At 54.4% G+C, this 23,190-nt stretch carries 22 protein-coding genes and 1 tRNA gene; 13 read left to right on the top strand and 10 right to left on the bottom strand.

The window, feature by feature from the left end; genetic code table 11:
* The first annotated feature begins 13 nt into the window (after positions 1-13).
* The gene (locus tag GOV38_RS06630; RefSeq protein WP_171097615.1) at positions 14-799 is read left to right on the top strand and encodes a cytochrome c1; all 786 of its coding nucleotides are present in this window, start codon (positions 14-16) and stop codon (positions 797-799) included.
* Positions 800-940: 141 nt separating this feature from the next.
* Here the strand turns inward: GOV38_RS06630 and mtaB are convergent, their stop codons facing one another.
* On the bottom strand, positions 941-2,197 hold the full coding sequence (gene mtaB / locus GOV38_RS06625) for a tRNA (N(6)-L-threonylcarbamoyladenosine(37)-C(2))-methylthiotransferase MtaB (RefSeq protein ID WP_171208537.1): 1,257 nt from the start codon (positions 2,195-2,197) through the stop codon (positions 941-943).
* Positions 2,194-3,036 (bottom strand): diaminopimelate epimerase, encoded by an 843-nt coding sequence (dapF, locus tag GOV38_RS06620; protein ID WP_171208746.1) that lies wholly within the window; start codon positions 3,034-3,036, stop codon positions 2,194-2,196. Before dapF ends, mtaB begins: the two co-directional genes overlap by 4 nt.
* 210 nt (positions 3,037-3,246) lie before the next feature.
* Between dapF and GOV38_RS06615 the strand changes: the two genes are divergently transcribed.
* Together GOV38_RS06615 and GOV38_RS06610 are read left to right on the top strand one after the other, a co-directional pair.
* A tRNA-Lys gene (locus tag GOV38_RS06615) sits at positions 3,247-3,322 on the top strand.
* A gap of 333 nt (positions 3,323-3,655) precedes the next feature.
* Positions 3,656-4,000 carry an AAA domain-containing protein gene (locus GOV38_RS06610; protein WP_254430506.1) on the top strand — a complete coding sequence of 115 codons (345 nt, stop codon included), beginning with the start codon at positions 3,656-3,658 and terminating at the stop codon, positions 3,998-4,000.
* Positions 4,001-4,253: 253 nt separating this feature from the next.
* Here GOV38_RS06610 and GOV38_RS06605 read toward each other — a convergent pair whose 3' ends face one another.
* The 3 genes from GOV38_RS06605 to GOV38_RS06595 form a co-directional block, all read right to left on the bottom strand.
* Complete coding sequence (locus GOV38_RS06605) at positions 4,254-5,363, bottom strand: hypothetical protein (protein WP_171208536.1); 1,110 nt, start codon at positions 5,361-5,363, stop codon at positions 4,254-4,256.
* A 457-nt stretch (positions 5,364-5,820) separates the two neighbouring features.
* Positions 5,821-6,111, bottom strand: coding sequence for a helix-turn-helix domain-containing protein (locus GOV38_RS22545; protein ID WP_371808509.1), 291 nt, complete (start codon positions 6,109-6,111; stop codon positions 5,821-5,823).
* Positions 6,081-6,284 carry a DNA-binding protein gene (locus tag GOV38_RS06595; RefSeq protein ID WP_171208534.1) on the bottom strand — a complete coding sequence of 68 codons (204 nt, stop codon included), beginning with the start codon at positions 6,282-6,284 and terminating at the stop codon, positions 6,081-6,083. The genes GOV38_RS22545 and GOV38_RS06595 overlap by 31 nt, the downstream gene beginning before the upstream one ends.
* A gap of 722 nt (positions 6,285-7,006) precedes the next feature.
* Between GOV38_RS06595 and GOV38_RS06590 the strand changes: the two genes are divergently transcribed.
* From GOV38_RS06590 to GOV38_RS06575, 4 genes are read left to right on the top strand one after another with little or no spacing between them, the layout of a single operon-like run.
* A complete protein-coding gene (locus tag GOV38_RS06590; RefSeq protein WP_371415275.1) occupies positions 7,007-8,047 on the top strand; it encodes an extracellular solute-binding protein in 1,041 nt (346 codons plus the stop codon).
* Between the two features lie 33 nt (positions 8,048-8,080).
* Entirely contained in the window at positions 8,081-10,264 is a 2,184-nt protein-coding gene (locus GOV38_RS06585; RefSeq protein ID WP_171208533.1) for an iron ABC transporter permease, read from the top strand.
* Positions 10,261-11,334, top strand: a complete 1,074-nt coding sequence (locus tag GOV38_RS06580) for an ABC transporter ATP-binding protein (RefSeq protein ID WP_171208532.1) — start codon at positions 10,261-10,263, stop codon at positions 11,332-11,334. The genes GOV38_RS06585 and GOV38_RS06580 overlap by 4 nt, the downstream gene beginning before the upstream one ends.
* A gap of 2 nt (positions 11,335-11,336) precedes the next feature.
* Entirely contained in the window at positions 11,337-11,903 is a 567-nt protein-coding gene (locus tag GOV38_RS06575) for a histidine phosphatase family protein (RefSeq protein ID WP_170637220.1), read from the top strand.
* Between the two features lie 6 nt (positions 11,904-11,909).
* Here GOV38_RS06575 and GOV38_RS06570 read toward each other — a convergent pair whose 3' ends face one another.
* Positions 11,910-12,701 (bottom strand): inositol monophosphatase, encoded by a 792-nt coding sequence (locus GOV38_RS06570; RefSeq protein ID WP_371808486.1) that lies wholly within the window; start codon positions 12,699-12,701, stop codon positions 11,910-11,912.
* A 344-nt stretch (positions 12,702-13,045) separates the two neighbouring features.
* On the bottom strand, positions 13,046-13,837 hold the full coding sequence (locus GOV38_RS06565; protein ID WP_171208531.1) for a class I SAM-dependent methyltransferase: 792 nt from the start codon (positions 13,835-13,837) through the stop codon (positions 13,046-13,048).
* A 508-nt stretch (positions 13,838-14,345) separates the two neighbouring features.
* Between GOV38_RS06565 and GOV38_RS06560 the strand changes: the two genes are divergently transcribed.
* On the top strand, positions 14,346-14,723 hold the full coding sequence (locus tag GOV38_RS06560; protein ID WP_171208530.1) for a SnoaL-like domain-containing protein: 378 nt from the start codon (positions 14,346-14,348) through the stop codon (positions 14,721-14,723).
* Between the two features lie 88 nt (positions 14,724-14,811).
* Complete coding sequence (locus GOV38_RS06555) at positions 14,812-15,657, top strand: universal stress protein (RefSeq protein ID WP_171208529.1); 846 nt, start codon at positions 14,812-14,814, stop codon at positions 15,655-15,657.
* Between the two features lie 78 nt (positions 15,658-15,735).
* Here GOV38_RS06555 and GOV38_RS06550 read toward each other — a convergent pair whose 3' ends face one another.
* Complete coding sequence (locus GOV38_RS06550; RefSeq protein ID WP_171208528.1) at positions 15,736-16,302, bottom strand: flavodoxin domain-containing protein; 567 nt, start codon at positions 16,300-16,302, stop codon at positions 15,736-15,738.
* A 204-nt stretch (positions 16,303-16,506) separates the two neighbouring features.
* Between GOV38_RS06550 and GOV38_RS06545 the strand changes: the two genes are divergently transcribed.
* Both GOV38_RS06545 and GOV38_RS06540 read left to right on the top strand, forming a co-directional pair.
* Complete coding sequence (locus GOV38_RS06545) at positions 16,507-17,091, top strand: Hsp20/alpha crystallin family protein (RefSeq protein WP_171208527.1); 585 nt, start codon at positions 16,507-16,509, stop codon at positions 17,089-17,091.
* A 242-nt stretch (positions 17,092-17,333) separates the two neighbouring features.
* The gene (locus GOV38_RS06540) at positions 17,334-18,902 is read left to right on the top strand and encodes a serine protease (protein WP_171208526.1); all 1,569 of its coding nucleotides are present in this window, start codon (positions 17,334-17,336) and stop codon (positions 18,900-18,902) included.
* Here the strand turns inward: GOV38_RS06540 and GOV38_RS06535 are convergent, their stop codons facing one another.
* Entirely contained in the window at positions 18,903-20,519 is a 1,617-nt protein-coding gene (locus GOV38_RS06535; RefSeq protein ID WP_171208525.1) for a hypothetical protein, read from the bottom strand. It abuts the gene before it with no gap.
* A gap of 42 nt (positions 20,520-20,561) precedes the next feature.
* Positions 20,562-20,876, bottom strand: a complete 315-nt coding sequence (locus tag GOV38_RS06530; protein WP_171208524.1) for a hypothetical protein — start codon at positions 20,874-20,876, stop codon at positions 20,562-20,564.
* A 193-nt stretch (positions 20,877-21,069) separates the two neighbouring features.
* Between GOV38_RS06530 and GOV38_RS06525 the strand changes: the two genes are divergently transcribed.
* Together GOV38_RS06525 and GOV38_RS06520 are read left to right on the top strand one after the other, a co-directional pair.
* Positions 21,070-22,050, top strand: coding sequence for a nuclear transport factor 2 family protein (locus GOV38_RS06525; protein ID WP_254430505.1), 981 nt, complete (start codon positions 21,070-21,072; stop codon positions 22,048-22,050).
* A 143-nt stretch (positions 22,051-22,193) separates the two neighbouring features.
* The gene (locus GOV38_RS06520; RefSeq protein ID WP_171208522.1) at positions 22,194-23,147 is read left to right on the top strand and encodes an ornithine cyclodeaminase family protein; all 954 of its coding nucleotides are present in this window, start codon (positions 22,194-22,196) and stop codon (positions 23,145-23,147) included.
* Positions 23,148-23,190 lie beyond the last annotated feature (43 nt).

Below are 23,190 nucleotides of genomic sequence, written 5' to 3'. Positions count from 1 at the left end.
AGGGACCGGAAACATGTTCAAGAAACTTGCAATCGGCGCCGCGTTTGCTCTGGCTCTTTCACCTGCTGCTTCTTTCGCGGCAGGTGCCGAGGGGCATATCGAGGATTTCGACTTCTCGTTCGAAGGCCCCTTTGGCACTTGGGATCAGAACCAGCTGCAACGCGGACTTCAGATCTATACCGAGGTCTGCGCGGCTTGCCACGGCCTGCAATACGTGCCTTTGCGCGATCTGGAAGCGCTAGGTTACAGCGAAGAGCAGGTCATCGTCTATGCAGCGGACAACTTCGAAGTGTTCGATCCCGAACTGGACGATTTCCGCCCGGCGATTCCAACCGACCACTTCCCGGCGAACACTGCTGTTGGCGCACCCGACCTGAGTCTGATGGCCAAGGCGCGTGCCGGGTTCCACGGGCCTTATGGTCTGGGTATCAACCAGTTGGTCAAAGGCATGGGAGGTGCGGAATACATCGCATCGCTGCTGGATGGCTACACCGGCAAGGAAAAGGAAGAAGCAGGCACGATCCTGTACGAGAACACCGCATTCCCGGGCGGTTGGATCTCGATGGGGCCGCCGCTGTCGGATGAACAGGTCGAGTTTGCTGACGGCCACTCGAATTCGGTCGAACATATGTCCGAAGACGTAGCGGCTTTCCTGATGTGGGCGGCCGAGCCCAAGATGATGGATCGCAAGAATGCTGGTTTTGTCGGCGTTATCTTCCTGTCTGTCCTGTCGGTACTACTCTACCTGGTCAACAAGCGCATCTGGGCGCCGCATAAGGGCAAAGCCCGCAAGGACTAGGGTCACCCGAAGCAGAGAAATCGAAACCCCCGCACCTGAAGGCTGCGGGGGTTTCTTATTCTATAATGGTCCGAGGTTCGGCCCTCTTCTTGGTCTGCGACCAACTCACCCACCGGATATGTTGGCCCGATGAAGCGCCGATCAAGCAGTCAGTTGGGTTTCGTTCTGCCCGATGATCTTTGTTGTTACGATCTGTCCTTCGGGCTGGGGCTCTGCAAAACTGACTTCGGTGAATTGTTCCGTTCGACCCATATGGGGGTTTTCCATCAGGATGTGATGGGTTTTACCGATTTGACCGGCGAGATGCTTGGCGACCTGTTCCGTGCCAGCGGCGCGCAAGCGCGCGGCGCGGGACTTGATAGTTTTGCCATTCACCTGCTGCGGGATCCGCGCGGCGGGTGTACCCTCGCGTTTCGAATAGGGGAAGACATGCAGCCAGGTCAGGTTGCAGTCAGTGATCAGGCGCAGCGAGTTTTCGAAATGCGCCTCGGACTCGGTTGGGAAGCCCGCGATGATGTCCGCGCCAAAGGTCATTTCGGGACGCAGTTTGCGGGCCTCTTCGGTAAAGCGGATGGCATCATCGCGCAAGTGACGGCGTTTCATCCGTTTCAGGATCAGATCATCGCCATGCTGCAACGACAGGTGCAGATGCGGCATCAGGCGCGGCTCGGTTGCGATAGCCTGCATCAGGTTCTCATCCACTTCGATTGAGTCAATCGAGCTGATGCGCAGGCGCGGCAGATCCGGCACCAGTTTCAGGATGCGCATCACCAGATCGCCCAACTTTGGCTGCGCGGGCAGGTCTGAGCCCCAGGAGGTCAGGTCAACGCCAGTCAGAACCACCTCGTTATAGCCCTTGTCCACCAGTCGTTTGATCTGATCCACGACAACGCCCGCCGGGACGCTGCGCGAATTACCGCGACCGTAAGGGATTATGCAGAAGGTGCAGCGATGGTCACAACCGTTTTGAACCTGCACATAAGCGCGCGAGCGGGTGCCGAACCCATCAATCAAATGGCCTGCGGTTTCAGTGACGGACATGATGTCATCAACCTGCACGGCCTCGGTTTCGCCGATGAAATCCGCGGCGAGGCCCGTCCAGGTGTCTGGCTGCATCTTCTCGGTGTTGCCGATGACCGCGTCAACCTCGACCATGGCCGCAAAGGTTTCGGGTTCGGTTTGGGCGGCGCAGCCGGTCACGATCAGGCGTGCATCAGGGTTTTCGCGGCGCAGCTTGCGAATCTCCTGCCGCGCTTTGCGGACCGCTTCGGCGGTCACGGCGCAGGTGTTCACCACCACAGCGTTTGACAGACCGGCCTGCTGCGACAGCTCTTTCATCGCCTCGGTCTCATACGCGTTCAGGCGGCAGCCCAGGGTGGTGAATTTGGGCGCGTTCATCCCAACGACCTCAGGAACTCGGGCGTCAGGCTGCCGGAGAAGACATGGCGCGTCGGGCCCGTCATCCAGACACCATCCTCACGCCAGTCGACCCAGATAGAGCCGCCATCCAGTTCAATACGTACATTCCGCCCTGTCAGGCCGCGTCGGGCGGCAGCAACCGCCGTCGCGCAGGACGACGAGCCGGAGGCCAGAGTGATACCCACACCGCGTTCCCAAACACGCATACGGATATGGTCCGGCCCGATAATCTGCGCCACCTGAACATTGGTGCGCTCGGGGTAGAGCGGGTGATGTTCATAGCGCGCACCAAATTCGGCCAGCGGAATCGCCTCGGCGTCTTCGACAAAGAAGGTACAATGCGGATTGCCCATGCCGGTGGCGGTCGGCGCGCCCTCGATCGGTAGCTCTAGCGTATCCATCTGTTCGGCCAGCGGGATCTGCTGCCAGTCCAGCTGTGGCGCACCCATATTGACCGCTGTAAGCCCATCACCTGCGTCGCGCGCATAGAGCGTGCCCCGTTCGGTGGTGAGCGTCAGCTCGGATTTGCCACTTTCAGTCATCAGGAAGCGCGCGATGCAGCGCGTGGCATTGCCGCAGGCCGCCGAGGTTGACCCATCGGCGTTGAAAAAGACCAGATGCGCGTCCGCGTCACCGGGTTCGATCACAGCAAGCTGATCAAACCCGACGCCAAATTGCCGATGTCCGATTCCCTTGGCCAGCGCAGGCGTCACGCCAACCGGATGCGCGCGCGCATCAACGACAACAAAGTCGTTGCCCAGCCCGTGCATCTTCATGAACGGCAAATTGTTTTCCATAATTCCTTGCATGGCGGCCATATAACCCTGCCCGAGAACGGAATCCACCCTGCCACGCAGATTCCTGAAAAAAGGGGTTGACCCCCCCGCGCCACCTGCCTAATTAGGCCGCCTATCGGGACGCCTGACACAGCAATGAGTTGGGCGAAACGAGGCGCAAAAATGGGTCTTGAACCTGCACAGGGAAATACCTTAGAGAGCGCCACGGATCGCACAGATCCAAACAAGAGTGGGCCGTTAGCTCAGTTGGTAGAGCAACTGACTTTTAATCAGTGGGTCGCAGGTTCGAATCCTGCACGGCTCACCACTGTTTCTCCAAAGAGATCAATATGATGAAGGCCGACCGACGCGACGGCCTTTTTGTTCTAGTGCAAGGTTCTGCAAACTTTCTGCGACATTGCATGGCTACGAACGATCAAAATGGACATTTCGCGTTGCCATCATCTTCCGGCAGAGCGAATGGATCATAGTCGAAACGAAAAATGCAGTCTTCACTTACTGTGGCGCCAAGCCTTCGGTTTTCATCGCGGGTTATGACGACTAAATTCGCAGGAACATGTAGCCCGCAGACGATGTGTTCGCCTGATTTTTCGCACAAGCCGTGCAATGCAATTTCATGGTGAACTTCATAAGGCTCACCTTGGACGACATTGTCATCATAACGCCGTACAACGCCCAAGTGTTTGAGATACAGCAGCGGCTACCGAACGCGCGAGTCGGAACCGTGGATAAATTCCAAGGACAGGAAGCCCCCATCGCCATCTACTCCATGGCAACATCAAGCCATGCTGATGCTCCGCGCGGCATGGAGTTTCTCTACAGCGCCAACCGCTTCAACGTCGCCATCTCCCGCGCCCAATGCATTGCGATCCTGATCGCCTCACCCGATGTTTTCGAAGCCGAGTGCAAAACCCCAAGACAGATGCAACTTGCCAATGGGTTTTGCCGCTATCTGGAATGCGCTTCTCAGTTAGAGAAAGTTTGAATCGAATGAGAGAGATGTCGCTGACAGGGAGAAGACTCTAGATATCTGGTGCAAACAGCCAGCACGGGTGGCCAGTCATTAACTTCCGGCGGCTGAGCGACTACGTTAACAGACACAAAGTTATTTTCTCAACAACTCACTGACAATCGGCCGGCTTGAAGTGCTAAGGGGTGTAGTCTCACCGCTGGGCCAAATAGTGAAATTTAGTGGCTTCTCATAGACAGAGAACGAAAGGATTGTCCGCTGCGAATTTCTACACGCTGGCCGATGAATCCCGTTCTCGCCGATGCCTTTGGATGGCAATAGCCATTTTTTCTAAAGCGCTGGCTTTCTCGATCCAGTCTTCTTCGTCACTAGCTGATTTATAGAAGTTAGCCGCGCGAGTGACGATCTGAAGATTTCCGCTGATGTAACCTAGCGAGGAGTCAATACGATCTAGGCTTGGTAAAAGGTGCTTGTTCTCAGTCTTCTTGCGAAAGTCGTAGTGAGTAAGAGCGCATCTGTGACGTTGGCTCACAAACAACTTCCCAATTTCTTCTTCAAGTTCGTCCCGAGTTAAGTCTGTGTTTTTCTCTTTTACGGTGGCCAATACTGTTTGGCCGTTGGCATACTGGACCGTTTTCATCGCCGTGCCTGCCATGCGCTTGACCTCTTCTTCGAAGTCATCGGCTACTTTGCGAACAGTAGGGGTAACAATTTTCTCTCGGTATAGCTTTTTGAGGTGAGCTACCGGTTTGGGATGCCAGCCTGACTTTTGGGCTGCCTCCTTCCAGTCCTGACGATCTGTCCACTCGTCCAATGGCTCGTCGCAAAGCAGTGCTCGGAAGAAATCTGCATCGGTTTGAACCAGGTTTATGGTTGCCATGTTGATGGCCAAGTTTCTCGCTTTGGGATGGATATTGCTCAATGGGACTTCGTGGATCGAAGTCGACTGCCACCCGTCCTTCAGCTTGCGCTCAAAGAAGTAGCCGGCTTGGCCTTGCACTGACTCTTCGTCGCGCAAGTATTCGATCGGATGTTGATCGATCACCCCCCAATAAAGCTGATCCCGTTTGGCTTCCCAATGGAGGACCAAAGAGTCTGGTTCTAGGTCCAAGAAAGTGCGGATGTTCGCCGCCCAAATCCCCCACGCACTCGGCGGGGCTCCTGCATCTGGGTAGTTCTCGGACTTTACGAGCGCACCAGCAGCAGCGATTTGTGGTTGGTCGCCAGTTAAAACTGCATCGTAAAGACGAGCTTCTGTCTGAAATAGAAGGGCGCCTCGCTCCAGCGCCTCTTCTTCATACGCGGCCGACTTGCCAAGAGACATTTTATAGATTGGAGCGGTATCAATAATGGAGCGCAGAGCTTTAGTTCGGAGCATGAAGTCTATTTCTGTCTGTTTTCTTGGATCATAGCATCCGGGTCGACTACGCCCAAGCTTGGGCAAGGCGGCTTGCACAACAGTTTAAATGGCGGTGTTGGCTCCTCTGTCTCGCCATTTGGTTACGGCGTTTTCCGGCCCAGACGTTGCAGAATTCTAATGACTCTGCGACAGGCGAGCTAATTTTCTTTCTAGTTCCCAAGCGGTTGTTTGTAGGACCAAACTGATTTTTGATCATTTGCTCCGCATCCAACCCGCAAACTCACGGGCATCCTGAAACGCATTGCGGAGAACGGGAGTATGGCGTGGTCAACCTTCCATGCCGCGTAGCCGTGGGATTACAGGCATTACAGGCAAACCCACCCGTTTCATACTTTTAGCGAAAATTAGTTGGTTGGTTGGACGACACCCGGCCAACCAACCAACTAATTTTTCCGAAACAATCTCGGCGTCGCCATCAGCCTGTATTGCCTGCAACCCAGGCCTCAGAACGCACTATGCTCAACTTGCATCGCGCCTTGCGTTGTCTTTGTCCGAGGAAGTCCTTGAGCACATGTCCTTCGATCAACCAAGGCTTGCTGCTGGTATCAGCCGCAAGTCCGTTGTTCCCAATCCAGCGAATGACGGTCTGGCGATGACAGCCCAAAACGTCCGCCACCTCCCAGACTGTGTAGACAAGGTGCGATTTGACTTTGTGTGAGGGGAAGGACTTTGCCACTACACACCCTCCCCGGAAATCGGTCCGCATGTATTCTGGCAGACCTGCGCCTCCTCAAAGGCTTCGATCACGCCTTCATCGTATAAAACGCGCGCGCCGATCTTCAAAAACCTGGGGCCGTTTCCGAGCCAGCGCCACTGCTCCAGCGTCCGCGGCGACATGTGCCACCGCTCCGCCAGCTGATCTTGTGTCAACTTGGGCATATCAACCTCAATTGCTCACTGCGGCACGAGGAAATTCGGTCCGCTTCTGTTGAACAACGTGAGGGATCGGATCTCTAAAATCTGTGGCCGCCGCCAATAAAGGCGTGACACATGCCAGGGCTAAATCATTGATATTATGTGACTTGAATCAGAAAGGTGTGACCCATCCGCAAAATGCGTAACCTTGCCACCCAAATCGCAGGGAGTCAGCGGCTGCAAACGACCCGAAAGCTGACGTTAATCAAAAATGCTTGGAAGACGGCTTCGAGCCCATTGTTGACGTTCCTAAGGTAAGTTTCCTCGGTCATGCAGGGCGATGAGAACGCACTCACTGCGTGAACCCACACATCACAAGTGTGGTCAAAATCGGAAGCTAGCTTTAAACACTCGCTGCAAAATCTGTATGACCGCTAGACAATCTGATTGCCCAGAACACATTCGCCAATTGGCGCAAGTATCAAGCTCCGCGCATTCGAAGGCTATGGATGAGCTTGCGATCTTCCTTTGAATAATGCTTGCAAAGGTGCTCCGTTTGGATCGCACTGATTTTGTCGCTATGCAAAAATCCTTGCGAAACAAGTGTTAGAGTGGTCAGACTTACATAGTCACAAAGAGGAAAAGCCGTACCGAGACCGGTTAAATCAGAAGATGCCACAATTAAGCGTGGCCGCCCTCACAGGTGACATGACAGTTCCCGGCTCAAAGCCGAAAGCTGGATAGTTATGGGAGGAAAGACTTTGAAGAAATTGACCAACACACTTGCTGGCTCACTGATCGCATTCGCCGCTTCCATGGGTGCTGCGCAAGCCGACAAGCTGACATTCTACTGTTCGGCGCAGGAAGACTGGTGCCAGCTTATGGCGCGCAGCTTCGAGGACGCCACCGGCATTGACGTGAACATGACTCGCAAATCCTCTGGCGAGACCTTTGCGCAAATCCGTGCGGAAAGCTCAAACCCAAAAGGAGATGTCTGGTGGGGCGGCACGGGTGACCCGCACCTTCAAGCGGCCGAAGAAGGTTTAACTATGGAATATGTCTCGCCCATGCGTGACCAGTTGCATGACTGGGCAATTTCACAGGCCGAAAGTGCTGGCAACAAGACCATCGGTATCTATTCGGGTGCGTTGGGCTATGGCTACAACTCTGACCTCCTGGCGGCCAACAACCTGCCTGAACCCGCTTGCTGGAAGGACCTGCTCAAGCCGGAATATAAAGGGCACGTTCAGATGGCGAACCCGAATTCGTCCGGAACTGCCTACACGACGCTGGCGTCGATGGTGCAGATCTTTGGCGAGGACGAGGGCTTTGAGTTCATGAAAGGCCTTCACGCCAACATAAATCAGTACACCAAATCTGGTTCGGCGCCCATCAAGGCCGCGGGTCGTGGCGAGAACACGATCGGCATTGTCTTCATGCATGACGCCGTCAAGCAGGCGGTGTCAGGCTTCCCTGTAAAGGTTGTCGCCCCGTGCGAAGGCACTGGTTATGAGATCGGTTCGATGTCGATCATTGAAGGCGCTCGCAACGAAGAAGAAGCCAAAAAGTTCTACGACTGGGCGCTGAGTGCCGAAGCCCAGAACCTCGCACTTGAAGTCAATGCCTTCCAGGTCCCGTCCAACAAGGGTGCGCAAACATCTGAAAGCGCCCCGGATATGAGCCAGATCAAGCTGATCGACTACGACTTCAAAAAGTACGGCTCCTCTGATGAGCGTAAGCGTCTGCTGCAAAAGTGGGACGAAGACGTTTCGGTGCTGCCGCAGTAGGTGACTGACAAAGCGAAAACCAGGACCCACCCGGTGTTGATCTTCTGGATCATTGTCGGTTGGGCCGGCTACGTCCTGCTGCCATGGTACATGGTTGAGGATGGCCTTTGGTCATTTGAATGGCTCTTTAACGGCTATCCGTTTGACGAAGATTTTGCGCCCGCTCTATTTCTGATCGGGCGGGGTGAAAAGCTCTGGCTTGCACCCTTGCTGATCCCGCTGGCATTGCCAATTCTGGTGCTGGGGAAACCTAAATCTGATCCGATCTACGCTAAGATCCTGATTCTTGCCGGTGCACTGGGCTTTGGCTGGCTGATTGCGCAAGGCTTCGGGATCGGCATTCGCGGCTTCAACTTCGACTGGCTCAAGGCCCTCTTTGGTGAGCCGAAAATCCGACAGTTCGGCATGGGGTATGGAGCGATGCTCTGTGCGTCGGCTTTCCTGTTCCTGCTCACGCAGGGCATCGCGGCGCGCGGTGCAGTCAACGGCGATGTGTTTGTCGTCAGCGCCATCGGCGGCGTCATTACAATCGTCACCGCCTTCGTGTTCTTTCCAATTGCCAACATGCTGTTTTCGGCCTTTATGACCGAAGACGGCGCCTATTCGGTATCTGTTTTTGCCTCAAAATTTTTTGATTACCGTCTCTGGGGATTGGGGTGTTTTTGGGGTGCTAAATGCGGCGCCGCGTGGAACTCCCTCTTTTTGGCCATTCTCGTCGGCCTGATCACCACGGTTCTTGGACTTTGTTTTGCACTTGTGGTCACCAGGTCAGGGTTTCGGTTCAAGCGTGGGATGCGCGCGCTGACGGTTTTGCCAATCATCACGCCCCCCTTCGTAATCGGGCTGGCCTTGATCCTACTCTTCGGTTTATCCGGGTCGGTCACAGTCTTTTTCGCTGATCTTTTTGGCGTGCAACCGTCGCGGTGGCTCTATGGAATGCCGGGTGTCCTGATCGCCCAGACGCTGGCCTTCACCCCCATCGCATTTCTGGTGCTGATTGGTGTCGTCGAAGGCGTGTCGCCGTCGATGGAGGAAGCCGCCCAAACGCTGCGCGCCAATAGGTGGCAAACCTTCCAAACGGTGTCGCTGCCCCTGATGAGGCCCGGTCTGGCGAATGCCTTTCTGCTAGGCTTCATCGAAAGCATGGCCGACTTCGGCAACCCGCTTGTTCTAGGCGGTAATTTTGACGTTCTGTCGACCGAGATTTTCTTTGCCATCGTCGGCGCGCAATATGATCAGGGTCGGGCCGCCGTGCTGGCCATGGTACTGCTCTTCTTCACGCTGTCTGCCTTTTACGCGCAGCGCGCCTGGCTCGGTAAGAAAAGCTACACCACCGTTTCCGGCAAGGGGGACGCTGGCGTGCATCCGCTGATGCCCAATGGGCTGGCAATACCCGTGTTGGCCATCGCGTCCATCTGGGCGCTGTTTACAGCGGTTGTGTACGGCATGATCATTTACGGCAGCGTCGTTGAGCTTTGGGGCGTCAACAACACGCTCACCTTCAAACACTATGTCACCGCCTTCTCAGTGCGCTTTGAAGAGGAAGGCATCCGCTGGACGGGTGCCGCATGGGACAGTTTCTGGACCACCATCAGCATTGCGGCCATAGCGGCTCCGCTGACGGCAGCTGTAGGACTGGTGACCGCCTACTTGCTCACGCGCCAAAATTTCGCCGGAAAGAACGCCTTCGAATTCGGAACGATGCTGTCCTTCGCCATTCCCGGTACCGTCATCGGGGTCAGCTACATCCTGGCTTTCAACGTTCCCCCGATCGAAATCACAGGCACTGGTGTGATCCTCGTGATCAGCTTCATTTTCCGCAACATGCCCGTCGGCGTGCGTGCGGGCATTGCATCCATGTCGCAACTGGACAGTTCGCTTGATGAATCCTCGCTGACGCTGGGTGCAAACTCGTGGCAGACGTTCCGACGCGTGATCCTGCCCCTGCTTAAGCCCGCCATCCTAGCGGCACTCGTTTACAGTTTTGTCCGCGCGATGACCGCGATCTCGGCAGTCATTTTTCTGGTATCGGCCGAATACGACATGGCGACCAGCTACATCATCGGGCGCGTCGAGAACAATGACTACGGCCTTGCCATCGCCTATTCCACCACGCTGATCTTCGTGATGCTGGCAGCTGTAGGGCTTTTGCAATTCACCGTGGGCCGCGTGCAGATCGGACGGCGCACCCAGATCGGAGCGGAACGAACGACATGACGGATACCAACATTGCTAGTAAAGCCGCGCCGGTTCGGTTCGAAGGAGTGTCAAAAGTATTTGGCAAAGATGTCGTGGCCGTCGACAACATCGACCTGCATGTGGAAGCAGGTAAACTGGTGACGCTGCTGGGGCCATCGGGCTGCGGCAAAACAACGACGCTGCGCATGATTGCCGGTCTGGAGATGGCCAGCTCGGGCCGGATAGTGATTGGCGATCGCGACGTGACCAAGCTGCCCGCGACCGATCGCGATGTGTCTATGGTGTTTCAGTCTTACGCCCTGTTCCCACATATGAGCGTGCTAGAAAACGTGATGTACGGTTTGACATTCTCCGGCTTTGATAAGAGCGAGGCTAGATCGCGCGCGCTCAAAGGGTTGGAACTGGTGGGCCTCAAGGGCTTCGACAACCGTTTGCCTAGCGAACTGTCAGGAGGCCAGCAACAACGTGTTGCAGTCGCCCGCGCGCTGGTGCTGGAACCGCAGGTGCTGCTCTTTGACGAACCCCTGTCGAACCTCGATGCCAAACTGCGTCGACAGGTGCGCGAAGACATTCGCTCCATTCAGCGGGACCTCGGACTGACGGTTGTCTATGTAACCCACGATCAGGAGGAAGCGCTTGCCGTGTCGGACGAGATCGTCGTCATGCGTAACGCCGCCATCGCCCAGATCGGCACACCACGGCAACTCTATGACGCACCAATCGACCGCTTCGTGGCCGACTTCATCGGTGAAGCAAACCTGATCGAGTGCAAAATCGTCGAAGTCGATGGCGATCAGGCGACAATCGACATCGAAGGACACCGCCACAGCTTGCACTCTCGCGATTTGCCCGTGGGTCCGGCAACGCTGGCGGTGCGTCCGTCCCGCATCCTGATCGGATACGAAACCGGCATCCCGGCAAAAGTCTCCAAGGCTACCTATGTCGGCGTGCGCATGGAATACACGCTGACCGGCGCATTCGGACAGGTGTTTGCCGTGCAGGACGACGTGGATGACCCGTTGCAACCGGGCGCTGATGTCAAAATGGCCTTTGCAGACCGGGGACCGGTTTTGCTGCCGAAGGGCTAACATTGCCGAAACTCGTTATCATTTCGCACCCGGAAGTGGTCGTGAACCCAGAGATCGCAATCACCAAATGGGAACTGAGTGAGGTGGGCCGCACCCGGGCCGAAGCATTTGCAAATGCGCCGATCATGGCCTCGGTCAGCGCCATCTGGTCCAGCACCGAACGCAAGGCAGAACAGACAGCTGCGATCCTGGCCAAACCGCACGGCCTTGAGGTGAAGTTAAACCCGGCGCTGGGCGAAAATGACCGCAGTGCCACCGGTTTCCTGCCACCGCACCAGTTCGAAGCCGCCGCCGATGCTTTCTTCGCTGCACCCGACGTGAGCTTTCGCGGCTGGGAAACCGCGACAGATGCTCAGGCCCGGATTGTCGGGGCAGTCACGTCAATCATGGACGCGCACGATGGTGGTGATCTTGCCATCGTAACCCACGGCGCGGTTGGGACGCTGCTATGGTGTCATCTCTCCGGAGTGCGGATTGATCGCCAGCACGACCAGCCTGGGCAGGGGCATTTCTGGAGCGCTGATTTGGACACGCTGTGCTGTAGCCCCGGCTGGTGGGCTATCGCCTGACGAAAATCAGACGTGCCATGCCTTCTCGCAAATTGCTTTGAGATCATCAAAGATCTTTGGCGTACCGGCAATGACGCGGCCACCATCGCGGATCATTTCATTGGCGTCCTGTTCTTCGACGACACCACCGGCCTCTGCGATCAACAGCTGACCGGCAAGACAGTCCCACGCGTTCATATGCTCTTCGACGTACCCCAACAGCCGGCCTGCCGCGACATAGGCAAGCGACAGCGCGCCGCTTGCATTGCGATGATACATGGCCCCGCGTTCGATGATGGCAGAAATGATTGGGATCACCTTTGCCGCTTCGATGCGGTTCGAATATCCGACCGAGACGGTCCCGCTTGCCATATCGACGCCTGATGCGACCTGCATTGGCTGCCCGTTGAGCGTTGCTCCCGCCCCGCGCATGGCGGCAAAGGTCTCAGCCACGTTCGGCTCGTGAATGACACCGATTTGTGTTTGTCCCTCTGAAACAACCGCCAGAACGATCGTCCACGCCGGAATGCCGTTTACGAAGTTCGTGGTGCCGTCGATTGGGTCGATCACCCAGTCAAACCCGCTGGACCCTAATTTCGCAGCGTGTTCCTCTCCGAAGATTCCATCATCGGGATAGGCCTCGGATATTTTTTCGCGAACATACGTCTCGACATTCCGGTCGGCTTCGCTAACCCAATCCTGAGCACCCTTTGCATCCACCACCAGAGTGTCTCTATTGCCAAAATATCTTATAGCCAACGCGCCTGCTTCTTCAGCCACTTTGGTGGCGAACAAACTTCGATCAGAGATGCTTTGCACTCGATCCTCCTGCCGTTAAAATCTGTTTCTGATTATGAACAATAGGCGGTGCCGGGGGTCAGCACCACCAAGCAAGATTAAAACCCGTTTCGTCGATTTCTTCAGATACAAATTACGACAACGAAATGAAGTCCAAAACTAATGGTGGACAGCGGACCTATGACTGCTTCGTCCGCAGAGCGGTCTTTCGCTGCAACTTGCTTGAACTTCTACTTTGCGGACGAAGCGTACTTTCGCCACAACTGCACCAACGTCTGCTTTCAGCGCCAGACGCAGCAAGTTTGCGATTGGATATCAACCTAACTGGGTTGTGGCTTCACACAGGAATGAGCGACGCGGGGATGCTATTTTCGTCCTGTTACGACATTCACCGCGTCAGGATAGACAAGTCTATCTCCTACAACATATGCGTCGAGCTTTTCCGCGACCTCCTGGATCAAGGCATTTTGCGCCTCTTCTCCGAGTGCGAGAAACGCGCCTGCAATTGGCATAGACGCCAGATGCATGGGCACAAATTCGGGCGCAAGCGGAACATCGATCATCAGTTCTTGCCGGTGAACGGCCACATCCGAAAACCCTTGATCCGCGACCTGCTGTTTTAATTTTTCCGCTGTTGGCGTCTGCCGTTGAGCCCTTTGCTTTTCTGCAATCTCGGGGGAGATGTGGTGGGCAACAGCAGAGCATAGGGCTTCAGTGTAAGCGCTATGCCCATCCCAGATTGAGAAGGCCAGGCGCCCACCTGGAACCAGAAGCCGCAAGAACTCGCTTAGAGCTTTGGGCTTTTCCGGAAAGTAATGGTAGCCATGCTGCGAAAGAATGACATCGTAAGACCCTGAAGGCAGTCCGCTCCCGCATACATCGCTCTCAATCCATCGAATATCGAGATCAACAGCTAATTCTTGTGCCTTGGTGAGCATTGGCGCGTTGATGTCCAAACCATCGACTTGGCCGCTAGTTCCAACCTTTGACTTCGCCAGTCGGGTCGTCACACCTGTTCCGCAAGCAACATCTAAGACACGTTCCGAAGAACCTAGTGAAGCCTGTTCAACAAGCGCTTCAGCCCACCGGCCAAACCAAAGGGGCACCATGACTTCTTCGTAAATTTTGGGTCCGTTACCTGCCAATTGAAATGTCATGAAAAAACCTTTGTCGCTTTTTTTGTCGACGACAGCGTATGCGCGTCCCGTTTCTCAGGTCAAACCGCCTTTAATTGTGTAGTGTTCAGGCTTGTCGCTTAATCCGGACATTCATGCGCCGTGCAGCATCCGTCAAAATGGGCTCGATGCGGTCATTCGCAAAGTACTCGTGAGCATCTGCTTTGCGGGACAAAACAGCCGTTCGCGACATACGATGCATCGGTTAAGGCGGATGCGAAGTTTGGAGAAGCTCGTCGCCGTTCACTCCTCCGTCTCCAATCACTTCAACCAGGGGCGATCCCTTCCCAACCGAAACACCTTCAAGCTGTCAAGGCACCGCCGCTCTTGCCGAGTGGCGTGAACTTGGTGCGTTATAAGCGACATCTCTGTTGGCCTAGCTGAGACTTGTTCGAACCGGCCTCACAGTATCCATCGATATTCTTATTGATCCTTGTCAAGATTGGCGCGGGCAAGAAGTGGTACTGTCAATGGTAATTCAGGGGGGCTCATGGAAGAGTTGATCGAAATCGGAAGATCATTCGCCCAGGCCATGCGTGAGCGCAGGGGCCTTGCAAGTGTTGATGAAATGTATGCCGAAAACGCACAGTCGATAGAGGCAGTCGTGCCTCCGGTTCGACAATTCCGCGTTTCAAAGGGGCGAGAAGCCATCAAGGGAAAAAGAGAGGATTGGTTGGCATCGCATGAAATCCAAGAACTAGAAGTGGATGGCCCCTACGTCCACCCACCCAACCGCTTTGGAGTGCGCTTCAGAGCCGAAGTCGTTCAGAAGGCCACGGGTGAGCGTAAGACCCTGCGCGAGATCGCGGTGTATTCGGTGGCGGAAGGCAAGATTGTGCTGGAAGAGTTTTTCATGCTGCCGAAATAAGAAGAGCGACCAACAACCCTGTCTCTTCGTTGGTTTAATCCGTGCGCACGGCACTTGGGCGAATTGAAATTCCGGACGGAGGTCGGGAATGCAACACAAAACAGTGGCATATTATGTAGGAGTTGATGCTGACGACGCGTCGATTTTGGAATGCGCTGAAACTGCTCGTAACCACAACATTCACTTGAATTGCGTGTTGATCGCGGACTTACCCAACCTGCCCTACCTAAAGTATGGATCAAACAGGTTCGTTGAGGCGGGTCTTCCTTCAAACTGGTTGGATGTTCTTAACGGAAAAAATGCCGCCTTGAAGTCCCGCGCCACAGAAGTTGAAGCGCTTCTGGTAGGGCAAGGCGTATCTGCAAATGTAATTGCCTTTATGGGATCTGGAGCAGAGTTGAAGCATCTTGTGGCTGGCCAAGCCAATCGCTCTGATATCGCCTTTCTAGACGCTGAGTTGCGAAAAGACCCCAATTTGTTTCATAAGATCGCGTACGGAGTATTGTTCCATTCGCCGGTAGGCCTGATGATAAATGGAAATCCGTTTGCCCAACGCGACTGCATTTTTTTGGCATGGAATGATAGCCTGCCTGCGTCTAGGGTTGCGCATTTAGCTTTACCCATTCTTTTGGCGGCCCACGAAGTTGTGATTGGGTGTTTTGATTTGCCGTCGCCTGATGACGTAGAAGGTCAAGCGCCCGGAACCGACCTAGCTGGATGGCTCAGCCATCACGGTTGCACTGTGACCGTGTCGCAGTTTCGGTGCGGCGGGAATTCAATTGAACACTGCATTCAGGAACGCGCAAGAGAACTGGGGGCCGACCTCGTTGTTATGGGCGCTTACGGGCATTCCCATTTGCGTCAGTCGGTATTTGGGGGAACGACACAAGCAATGTTGGAGCAGACGAGGTTGCCAGTGCTGTTCGGGCACTGATGAAGAGAACTGGCGACTGTGATTTGCTGGGATAAGTAGCTCTATACGTTCATCGGTTAATACGGGAACAGCCAGTTGTTATTGGGTACTCGCTTGAGGTTGAAGCTGATTTATCGGACCGGTTCCACCAAGAAAATCTATCACAATTGACGTCAGTTCATCCCAGTCAGTAAACTCCCTTGCCCCTTCTCGTGGATCGATTTTTCGACCGAGCAATACGACGTGCCGAAGAATCTCCCTCTCAAAATACCCGTAGTTTCCGGGCCTCATCGCGCCTGCGACCAAAGCCGTCGCATTTGGTTCAAAACCTGTTCGAAGAAGCATTTCGTCAAGATAGTCGCGTGCTTCTTCTCGACCTGACGCGAACGCAGCTTTTAGACCGACGGAAAGCACGAGAGACTTTCGCTTCATTAAGGCATCTCTATTTGAAGCGACAAATGCTTCGAATGACTTGGGGTGCTTACGCTCGTGGACAGGGGCCAGGAGAATAACCTTGACCACATCGTCAAGTGAAACGTGGCTGGGCATTTCATCGGTATTGATCAGCTTTGCGTCGAAGCCGGCATTCTTCGCGAGATCGGTGATGAAGCGCGCAATCTTTGCTGTTTGGCCTTCGACCGTGGCGAAGGCGATAAGTAAGGTCATTCCGATCCTCCCAAAAATCGGTCTGAATAGATTGCTTATTATGAATAAGTGACGTGCGTTGCCCTTGATCTCCATCAAAGGCGTTTCATAGGGGCATATCTGGATCGTTGCGGTATGCTCATTCTGTCCACGCGGAGCATGTTTTTAAGGAAGTTCGTGACGGCGGCCGCTGCGTTCGGTCTGGCTGATGCTGAGGTTGCATGATTGCGCAAGATCAACGTCCTTGACCGCTTTTCCTGTCATAGTGTTGCGCGTGTGAAATCAGGCCAAAGGAGGAGGCTCAAAATGTTAGAAGACAAAAAGTCCCCGCAACTTTTCACTGGAATGCATCCGCTCTCTGAAAACTTTCGGCGTGAAATGGAAACCCTGATGTCGCGGTTTTTTGGGGAAGGATCACCCTTCCTGCCGATGGAAACGGCTGCGCAACGCACGGGTTTTCCGTCTCTTGACATGACGGGTGCGATTTCACCGGCAATCGATGTCCAAGAAACGGATTCTACGATTGTCCTGACGGCTGAATTGCCGGGGCTCGAAGAGGATGATGTGGAAATTGAAATCAAGAATCGCAGGCTAATCCTGCGCGGTCAGAAGAAGGTTGCGCATGATGAAACGGGCGATCTTCGTGTCAGCGAAAGAAGCTATGGCAGCTTTTCCAGAGCCATGTCGCTGCCAGACACTGTGGAAATCGACAAGATTTCAGCAACATTCGACAAAGGCGTTTTGCATATCGAAATGCCGAAGACTGAGCCGCAGGATCCAAGCCGCAAGATCAAGGTATCGTCGAAATAGACGGTTTGGTGGATCGATACAGTGCTTGAAAAGTCCAAAGTAGAGGGTCGATCGTGGATCGACCTTATTAGAGTGCGTCCTGATAAGTGTCTTTGGTTGAATCCGCGCATGCACCGCAAGTATCTGTACAAATGTGTTTTTTGCACATTCGTACCAGGCCATGGGTTTGGCGTTGAAGCGTGGTAGAATGCCCTCATGCGTTTGGGTAGGGGGCCACAATGCGAAAACCAGAAGAGAGTGGCATGACACCCTCAGGATATGCTGGTGAAGGTGAGGTACGGGCCTTTCTGGAGAGCCTGACCGGACCATCGCGCGGCTACGTGAACTGGCTGGTCGATAAAGCCCTGACCGTTTCTGTTGACGATGGCAGGGTGTTAAGCCTTCGACCTAAAGACGACCTGCCTCCGCATGTCAACGATATTGCCACCTTAAAGTGGGCTGACGACGGTTACACGATAACCGCGTCAGCAGGGCGCAATGTATGGGTGAACGGACAAAAAGCTTTATCGGCGTCTCTTAACCATGGCGACATGATCGAGTTCAGCGAAAAGGGCCCTATGTCTCGGTATAGGTTGTGCGATCACTCATTTCCCGCGTACCATACAGTCGAGGATATCCTCAGTGATGCATATGCTTACACCCGAACGAGCCGTCGACCTTTCGCCAAAAAGATGTTCGGTGCTCTGCGCGACAGCGGGCGGCGGCTTGCCTCTCAAACCACGATATTGTTCAGGATCACAGTTCTTGCGACGCTTCTTGTGATCGCGGGGTTTGGGTACCTGCTTTACCAGAACGACCGGCGCTTGGCGGATAGTATCGAACAGGAGTCCCGCAAGATCGAAGCGGTCGCGGTTTTGCTCGCTCAGACGCGAGAAGACGTACTTACGCCTGATGACTTTGCTTCATTGCGTGACGCTTTTGAGAACCAGGTCTTGTCGACTGAACAACGTCTTGGAACCTTGGAACAGCGGGCGGGAGCACCCACGCGCGTAATCGCTGCCTCGATTCAATCCGTCGCGTTCATTCAAGGGGCTTATGGGCTGCGCCACGTAGAAAGCGGGAAGATTTTGCGGCACGTGTTGGGACTGAACGGAGAAAACCTGAAGACCCCGTTTGGCCAGCCTTGGATCGAACCGGACGGGACAGGCGAACCTGCAGAATTTCAATTCACCGGAACGGGCTTTTTGATCGCTGGGGTGCCGTTGATGGCCACCAACCGCCATGTTGCGTTGCCGTGGACATCAGGGGATCGAGAGAAGGCGCTGAGAGACGCTGGTCTCGAGCCTGAGATGTTGAGGCTGCTGGCCTATTTGCCTGATCAAACGGAACCAATAGAGGCGCGTTTGGTTCGGTTCAGTGAAGCGGCAGACTTGGCGATTTTAGCAGTTGAACCAAGCCGTGTTCACGACCTCGGCATTCCGTTGGCGGATGCCACGTCGCGCGTCGGTGAAGAGCTTTACCTGTTGGGATATCCAACGGGCTTGAAAGCTTTGATTGCGCAGGCTGGTCCGGGCTTTCTGAAGGAACTGGAGGCAGAAGGAACGCTGAACTTTTGGTCGATCGCGTCCCGGCTTTCTACTCAAAGCAAGATTCACCCGCTAGCAAGCCGGGGGATCGTTGCACGGACAAGTGAGAGCGCCATCGTTTATGACGCCGAGACCACGACCGGTGGGAGCGGGGGGCCAGCATTGAATCGGCGGGGAGAGGTCGTTGCGATCAATGCTGCGATCCTGCCCGAGTTTGGTGGCTCAAACATCGGCGTCCCGGTTTCACATCTCAGAGCTCTGCTCAGAGAGGTTGAAAGCCAGTGATCATTCACTCGTTCGGAAGCGCGAGTTTTGAACAAAAAACACTGTGGTCAGTGGAACGATCACCGAGATCACGGCTACGGAGATCAGCAAGTATCCAAGTTGACTGTAGTCCGCGGTAGACGTGACCTCACCGGTCTCTGGATATGTGACGGCGCGTGTGACGACGTATATTTGGTTGAGGTATTTGGTGCTGAGGCTGCTCGCCGACAAAGCCATGTTTGTAAATGATGCCATCACCGCAAAAAAGGTCGCCTTCAACTGAACAGGGGCATTGCGTGCAATCCAGGCCAACATCGGGACCATGGCAATCTGTCCAAGCGGCGACTCAACAGCTGTATCAAGAATGGCAATGAACCTTGCGTCGACAACTCCGCCGGTATGCGCCGCCGTCCATTCGTGCACACCGTAGTAGAGGGCAAGGTTAGGCAGGGCGAGAACGCCCGCCGCAATCGTTAGCAATACCACCACATGCGCAATCGAGCGGTTGGCCATAAATGGTCGAAGGACGATTAACCCGAGCAGGGCCAGCATCGAAGTCAACAAAGCCAGAATTGCCAGGAATTGCTCATCGAACCCCAGTTCATCGATTTCAAACCAAGTCAGGCCTGGTCCCGGCAGAGGAACGGCACGAAATACAAAAATGATTGTCGCTGTCCCGATCAAGGCTTTGGCTTGGGCTGGTTCCAACTCCTTCAGCAGACGCGACATGAGGTAAAGGATCACCGTCAGGGAAATCGCGAAAACGGTCTCTTGCGCGAATTCGAAATCTGCGGTTCCCAGCACGATGCTGAGCACAACGAATGCAAGGCCGCCGAGCAATATGGACCATTTGACTTCGGTGGCTTCATCCGGCGTATGTGGCGGGTGGCCGCGCTTAATAAGCTGACGCTGGATAAAGCTGTGAAGAGCGACTCCACTAACGGACAACACCGGGATGGTCAGAGCTATCAGGTATACTTGGCCATAAAGCGCAAGGCGTTCGGATTCTTGCAGTTCTTCGGTTCCAGAGAAAATCCAGATGTTTACAGCCGCAACCGCCGCAAACCCGGAAATGATCGAAACTCTGCCCAAGGTCTGCATCGTTGTGTGCTGTGCACGAGTTTCTTCCGGCGAAAATGGTGCGCCGTTCTGGTCAACCTTTGGCACCGCCTCAACCGTCATGGCGTCGGCAACAACGTCCTGAATTGCATAGCCCGAAGGCGCCAAGAGCAAGGCAACAACATACCAGTCTTCCAGCGGCATGAAACTGGACATCTGCGCAGGTGCGGTCACGAGCCCGTACATGGTGAGCAAAGACAACGTGATCAAGGACGCGCCGAACAAGATCAGCAGGGACTTCCAGCGCCAAAACAGGTCCACGACATGACCAAGCGGCATTTTTAGTATCCATGGGATACCAGCCCAAAATGCTAGCCCTGCAACGAAAGAGGCGGATAAATCGAGGTAGTCTTTTAGGAAAAAAGCACCAACGACCGAGGTCAGGCCGGACACGCCGGCCGCAAAATAGACCATCAATGGCGGCAGATAGGACCATTGCAGCTGCTGAACCAGATCCACAAACGTTCTATGCCACCAGGCCGAAAGTTTTGATCCTACGGAAGTTTGGTCAGTCGTCATATGCCGTGGCAGCTCGTTGAGGCCTTTGAGTCGTTGTATCAGTTAGAGAAATCCAGATCCGAAAAGCAATGCACTGGTGATCACCCCAAGGATCGGTATCACAAGAGGAACGCGGAAGTGCTTTGCGGACTCGTCCGGCTTCATCTTCAGCAGGATCAGCGAAATATTGACCAGTACAAAGACGCCGAGAACGATCTGAGACGTGCGCTCTGCCAGAATACCAAGCGGTATAGTTTGGGTCAGCAAAACGATGATCGCCACTACCAGCAAAGTAGCGATAACTGGTGTCTGAGTTGCTTTTGGGACAATCGCCAGAACCTTCGGTAAATGGTTACGATCAGCTAGACGTTTCAGCAAGTTGCAGCGAACGTCCGAGTTGCGGACAAAGCTGACTATGTCTTTATGGCCGCTCCGGCTTGGCCTACACTGACAGGACCTCAGAAATGGAGATCTCGGAAAGGTTATGCCATGACACGCTTCAAAAGGAACTGGACGCGCGAAGGTCATATTTTTCGAAGCAGTTTTCTGGCCGTCGACGCGACGTTCTGACATGAGAGATACTGTATGCCCCTCACCAGAACTGGCCGCTATAGTGGCACGATGGATCAACGCCTACGGTCGGGGCGATGGGGAGACGGTGGCAAATCTTTTTTCTGATGACGCTGCTCTGTCATACTTTGGCTCAGCACACGGAGAAGCCTGGAAAGGCGATGCGCTGCGTCGCGGTATGGAGGAATACATCGGTGAGGTTCCACGGTTCAAGTGGCACCCAAAAGACCTGAGAGGATTTGAATGCGGATCACTCGGTTGGGTCGAATGGGAAGCAAGCATTGAGGGTATTGAAACAGGACAGATCGCGCACCTACGTTCTACGGTCATTCTGAAACTCGACAAAGGATCCTGGAAGATTGTGCACGTTCACAATTCCCTACCGGTCAATAACGTAGAGGGATTTGGGTACGAGGCCAGAGGCTTTGAGGAACTGCTCGATGCCGCCCTCTCTACACCCCACGAACTCGGCCAAAGTGGTATAGCGACCATTATGTTCACCGATATCGCGGACAGCACAAAAATCGCTGAGGCTATAGGCGATACGCTTTGGAGCGACGCCCTCGGAAGACATCTGCGACTTGTTGAAACGCAGATCGTCGGGAGTGGTGGACGTACGGTGAAATCACTGGGAGACGGGGTGATGTCGTCTTTTGCTTCCGCAAGGGCAGCATTGCTGGCGGCTCAAAATATTCAACAGGCGAACGCGGCGGAAACAAACGAGCCAAAGTTGCGGGTTCGCATCGGCTTGCATACCGGCGAAGTGATAACTTCTGATGCTGATCACTTCGGGACTGTTGTCAACAAAGCAGCACGTATAGCCGCCCTAGCAGCACCAAGTGACATCCGCGTCTCGGATGCCACACGGATCATGGTGGGCGGATCACAGGAGTTTCAGTTTGCCGAGCAAATGACTGTTCCACTTAAAGGTCTCGAAGGAGAGCATACAATTTTCAAACTCAACTGGCTTGAGATAAATTGAGACCGTAAGCATGAAAACAGAAATCCCAATGCAACGAATAATGTACTCGAGTGAAGTCCCAATCTAGACACCCAAAGCTTATGTTAACACGCAATTTAAAAGCCTAATCGGGAAGCCGGGTTGCAAAGCGGAGCGGCGCCAACATGACTTCTGAAAGCAAAATAACTTATCTTTCTGACAAAGACTTGGAAGGTTTTGGTATCCAACCTTCGGAAGTTGCCGACGCGATTGAATCTGCGCTGATAGCCAAGGCAAGTAAGCAGCTTCATACGTCCCCCAAGACAGCCATTTTGCCCGGGGATGGACGGTACGCAATGTCGACCTTGGCAGTAGGAGATGATGGTTTCATCGTGACCAAACAGGTAACGGTGTGTCCGAACAATCCGGCAAAAGGACTCCCTGCGATTAACGGCGCTATCATGGTAATGGACGGGCAAACCGGGGTTCTCCGGGCAGTCTTAGGGGCAAATTGGGTAACGGCTGTTAGAACAGCGGCACTGTCAGTCGTCGCCGCGCGTCGACTTGCTGATCCAAATGCTGAGACAGTGGCTTTTGTTGGGGCCGGCGTGCAAGCTCACTCCCATTTGGTTGCGTTTTCCGAGGTTTTCCCCTTGAAAAGCATTCGTGTGTTCGGACGTGGCAAAGCGAATGTCGACAAGCTTTGTCGCCGGGCTCGGGACATGGGCCTCGAGGCCCAAACAGCCGCCAATGCCAAGGACGCCTTGCGTGATGCCGATCTGGTAGTGACATCAATAACTTTGGACTATTCCATCGAACCTTTTCTAGATGCCCGATGGCTAAAGCCGACTGCCTTCGCCGCCATTACAGATGCCTGCATTCCGTGGCTTCCAGAGGGTATGACCGCTTTCAAAACTGTTATTGTTGACGACCGAAAACAGGAATCTGAAAACGACAAACCAATGCTTCCATATCAGCGAGTAACAGGGGACTTGACGGAAATTGTCTCGGGAGCAGTCGATACCACTTTGAGCGAGAATCCGGCTGCATTCGCTTTCAGAGGGATTTCTTTGGGAGATTACGCCACGGCGGTACTCGCAGTTCGTCGGGCCGCCGAGGTACGAGCTCGACAAAAGTAGGAATCTTTCGGCTTTCGGCTCCGCGCTGCCATTTTCTGCGATG

It is taken from the genome of Ruegeria sp. HKCCA5839 (genome assembly GCF_013035585.1).
In the GTDB taxonomy this organism is placed as follows: domain Bacteria; phylum Pseudomonadota; class Alphaproteobacteria; order Rhodobacterales; family Rhodobacteraceae; genus Ruegeria.
The sequence above is the reverse complement of the archived record's forward strand: the minus strand, read 5'-3'. Positions and strand labels throughout refer to the sequence as shown.

Coding starts and splice junctions, on each gene's coding strand:
- GOV38_RS06630 (WP_171097615.1), top strand. CDS start 14: ATGTTCAAGAAACTTGCAATCGGCGCCGCGTTTGCTCTGGCTCTTTCA.
- GOV38_RS06605 (WP_171208536.1), bottom strand. CDS start 5,363: ATGCTCCGAACTAAAGCTCTGCGCTCCATTATTGATACCGCTCCAATC.
- GOV38_RS06580 (WP_171208532.1), top strand. CDS start 10,261: ATGACGGATACCAACATTGCTAGTAAAGCCGCGCCGGTTCGGTTCGAA.
- GOV38_RS06550 (WP_171208528.1), bottom strand. CDS start 16,302: ATGACCTTACTTATCGCCTTCGCCACGGTCGAAGGCCAAACAGCAAAG.
- GOV38_RS06590 (WP_371415275.1), top strand. CDS start 7,007: ATGGGAGGAAAGACTTTGAAGAAATTGACCAACACACTTGCTGGCTCA.
- mtaB (WP_171208537.1), bottom strand. CDS start 2,197: ATGAACGCGCCCAAATTCACCACCCTGGGCTGCCGCCTGAACGCGTAT.
- GOV38_RS22545 (WP_371808509.1), bottom strand. CDS start 6,111: ATGCGGACCGATTTCCGGGGAGGGTGTGTAGTGGCAAAGTCCTTCCCC.
- GOV38_RS06555 (WP_171208529.1), top strand. CDS start 14,812: ATGCAACACAAAACAGTGGCATATTATGTAGGAGTTGATGCTGACGAC.
- GOV38_RS06540 (WP_171208526.1), top strand. CDS start 17,334: ATGACACCCTCAGGATATGCTGGTGAAGGTGAGGTACGGGCCTTTCTG.
- GOV38_RS06560 (WP_171208530.1), top strand. CDS start 14,346: ATGGAAGAGTTGATCGAAATCGGAAGATCATTCGCCCAGGCCATGCGT.
- GOV38_RS06565 (WP_171208531.1), bottom strand. CDS start 13,837: ATGACATTTCAATTGGCAGGTAACGGACCCAAAATTTACGAAGAAGTC.
- dapF (WP_171208746.1), bottom strand. CDS start 3,036: ATGGCCGCCATGCAAGGAATTATGGAAAACAATTTGCCGTTCATGAAG.
- GOV38_RS06520 (WP_171208522.1), top strand. CDS start 22,194: ATGACTTCTGAAAGCAAAATAACTTATCTTTCTGACAAAGACTTGGAA.
- GOV38_RS06535 (WP_171208525.1), bottom strand. CDS start 20,519: ATGACGACTGACCAAACTTCCGTAGGATCAAAACTTTCGGCCTGGTGG.
- GOV38_RS06525 (WP_254430505.1), top strand. CDS start 21,070: ATGAGAGATACTGTATGCCCCTCACCAGAACTGGCCGCTATAGTGGCA.
- GOV38_RS06595 (WP_171208534.1), bottom strand. CDS start 6,284: ATGCCCAAGTTGACACAAGATCAGCTGGCGGAGCGGTGGCACATGTCG.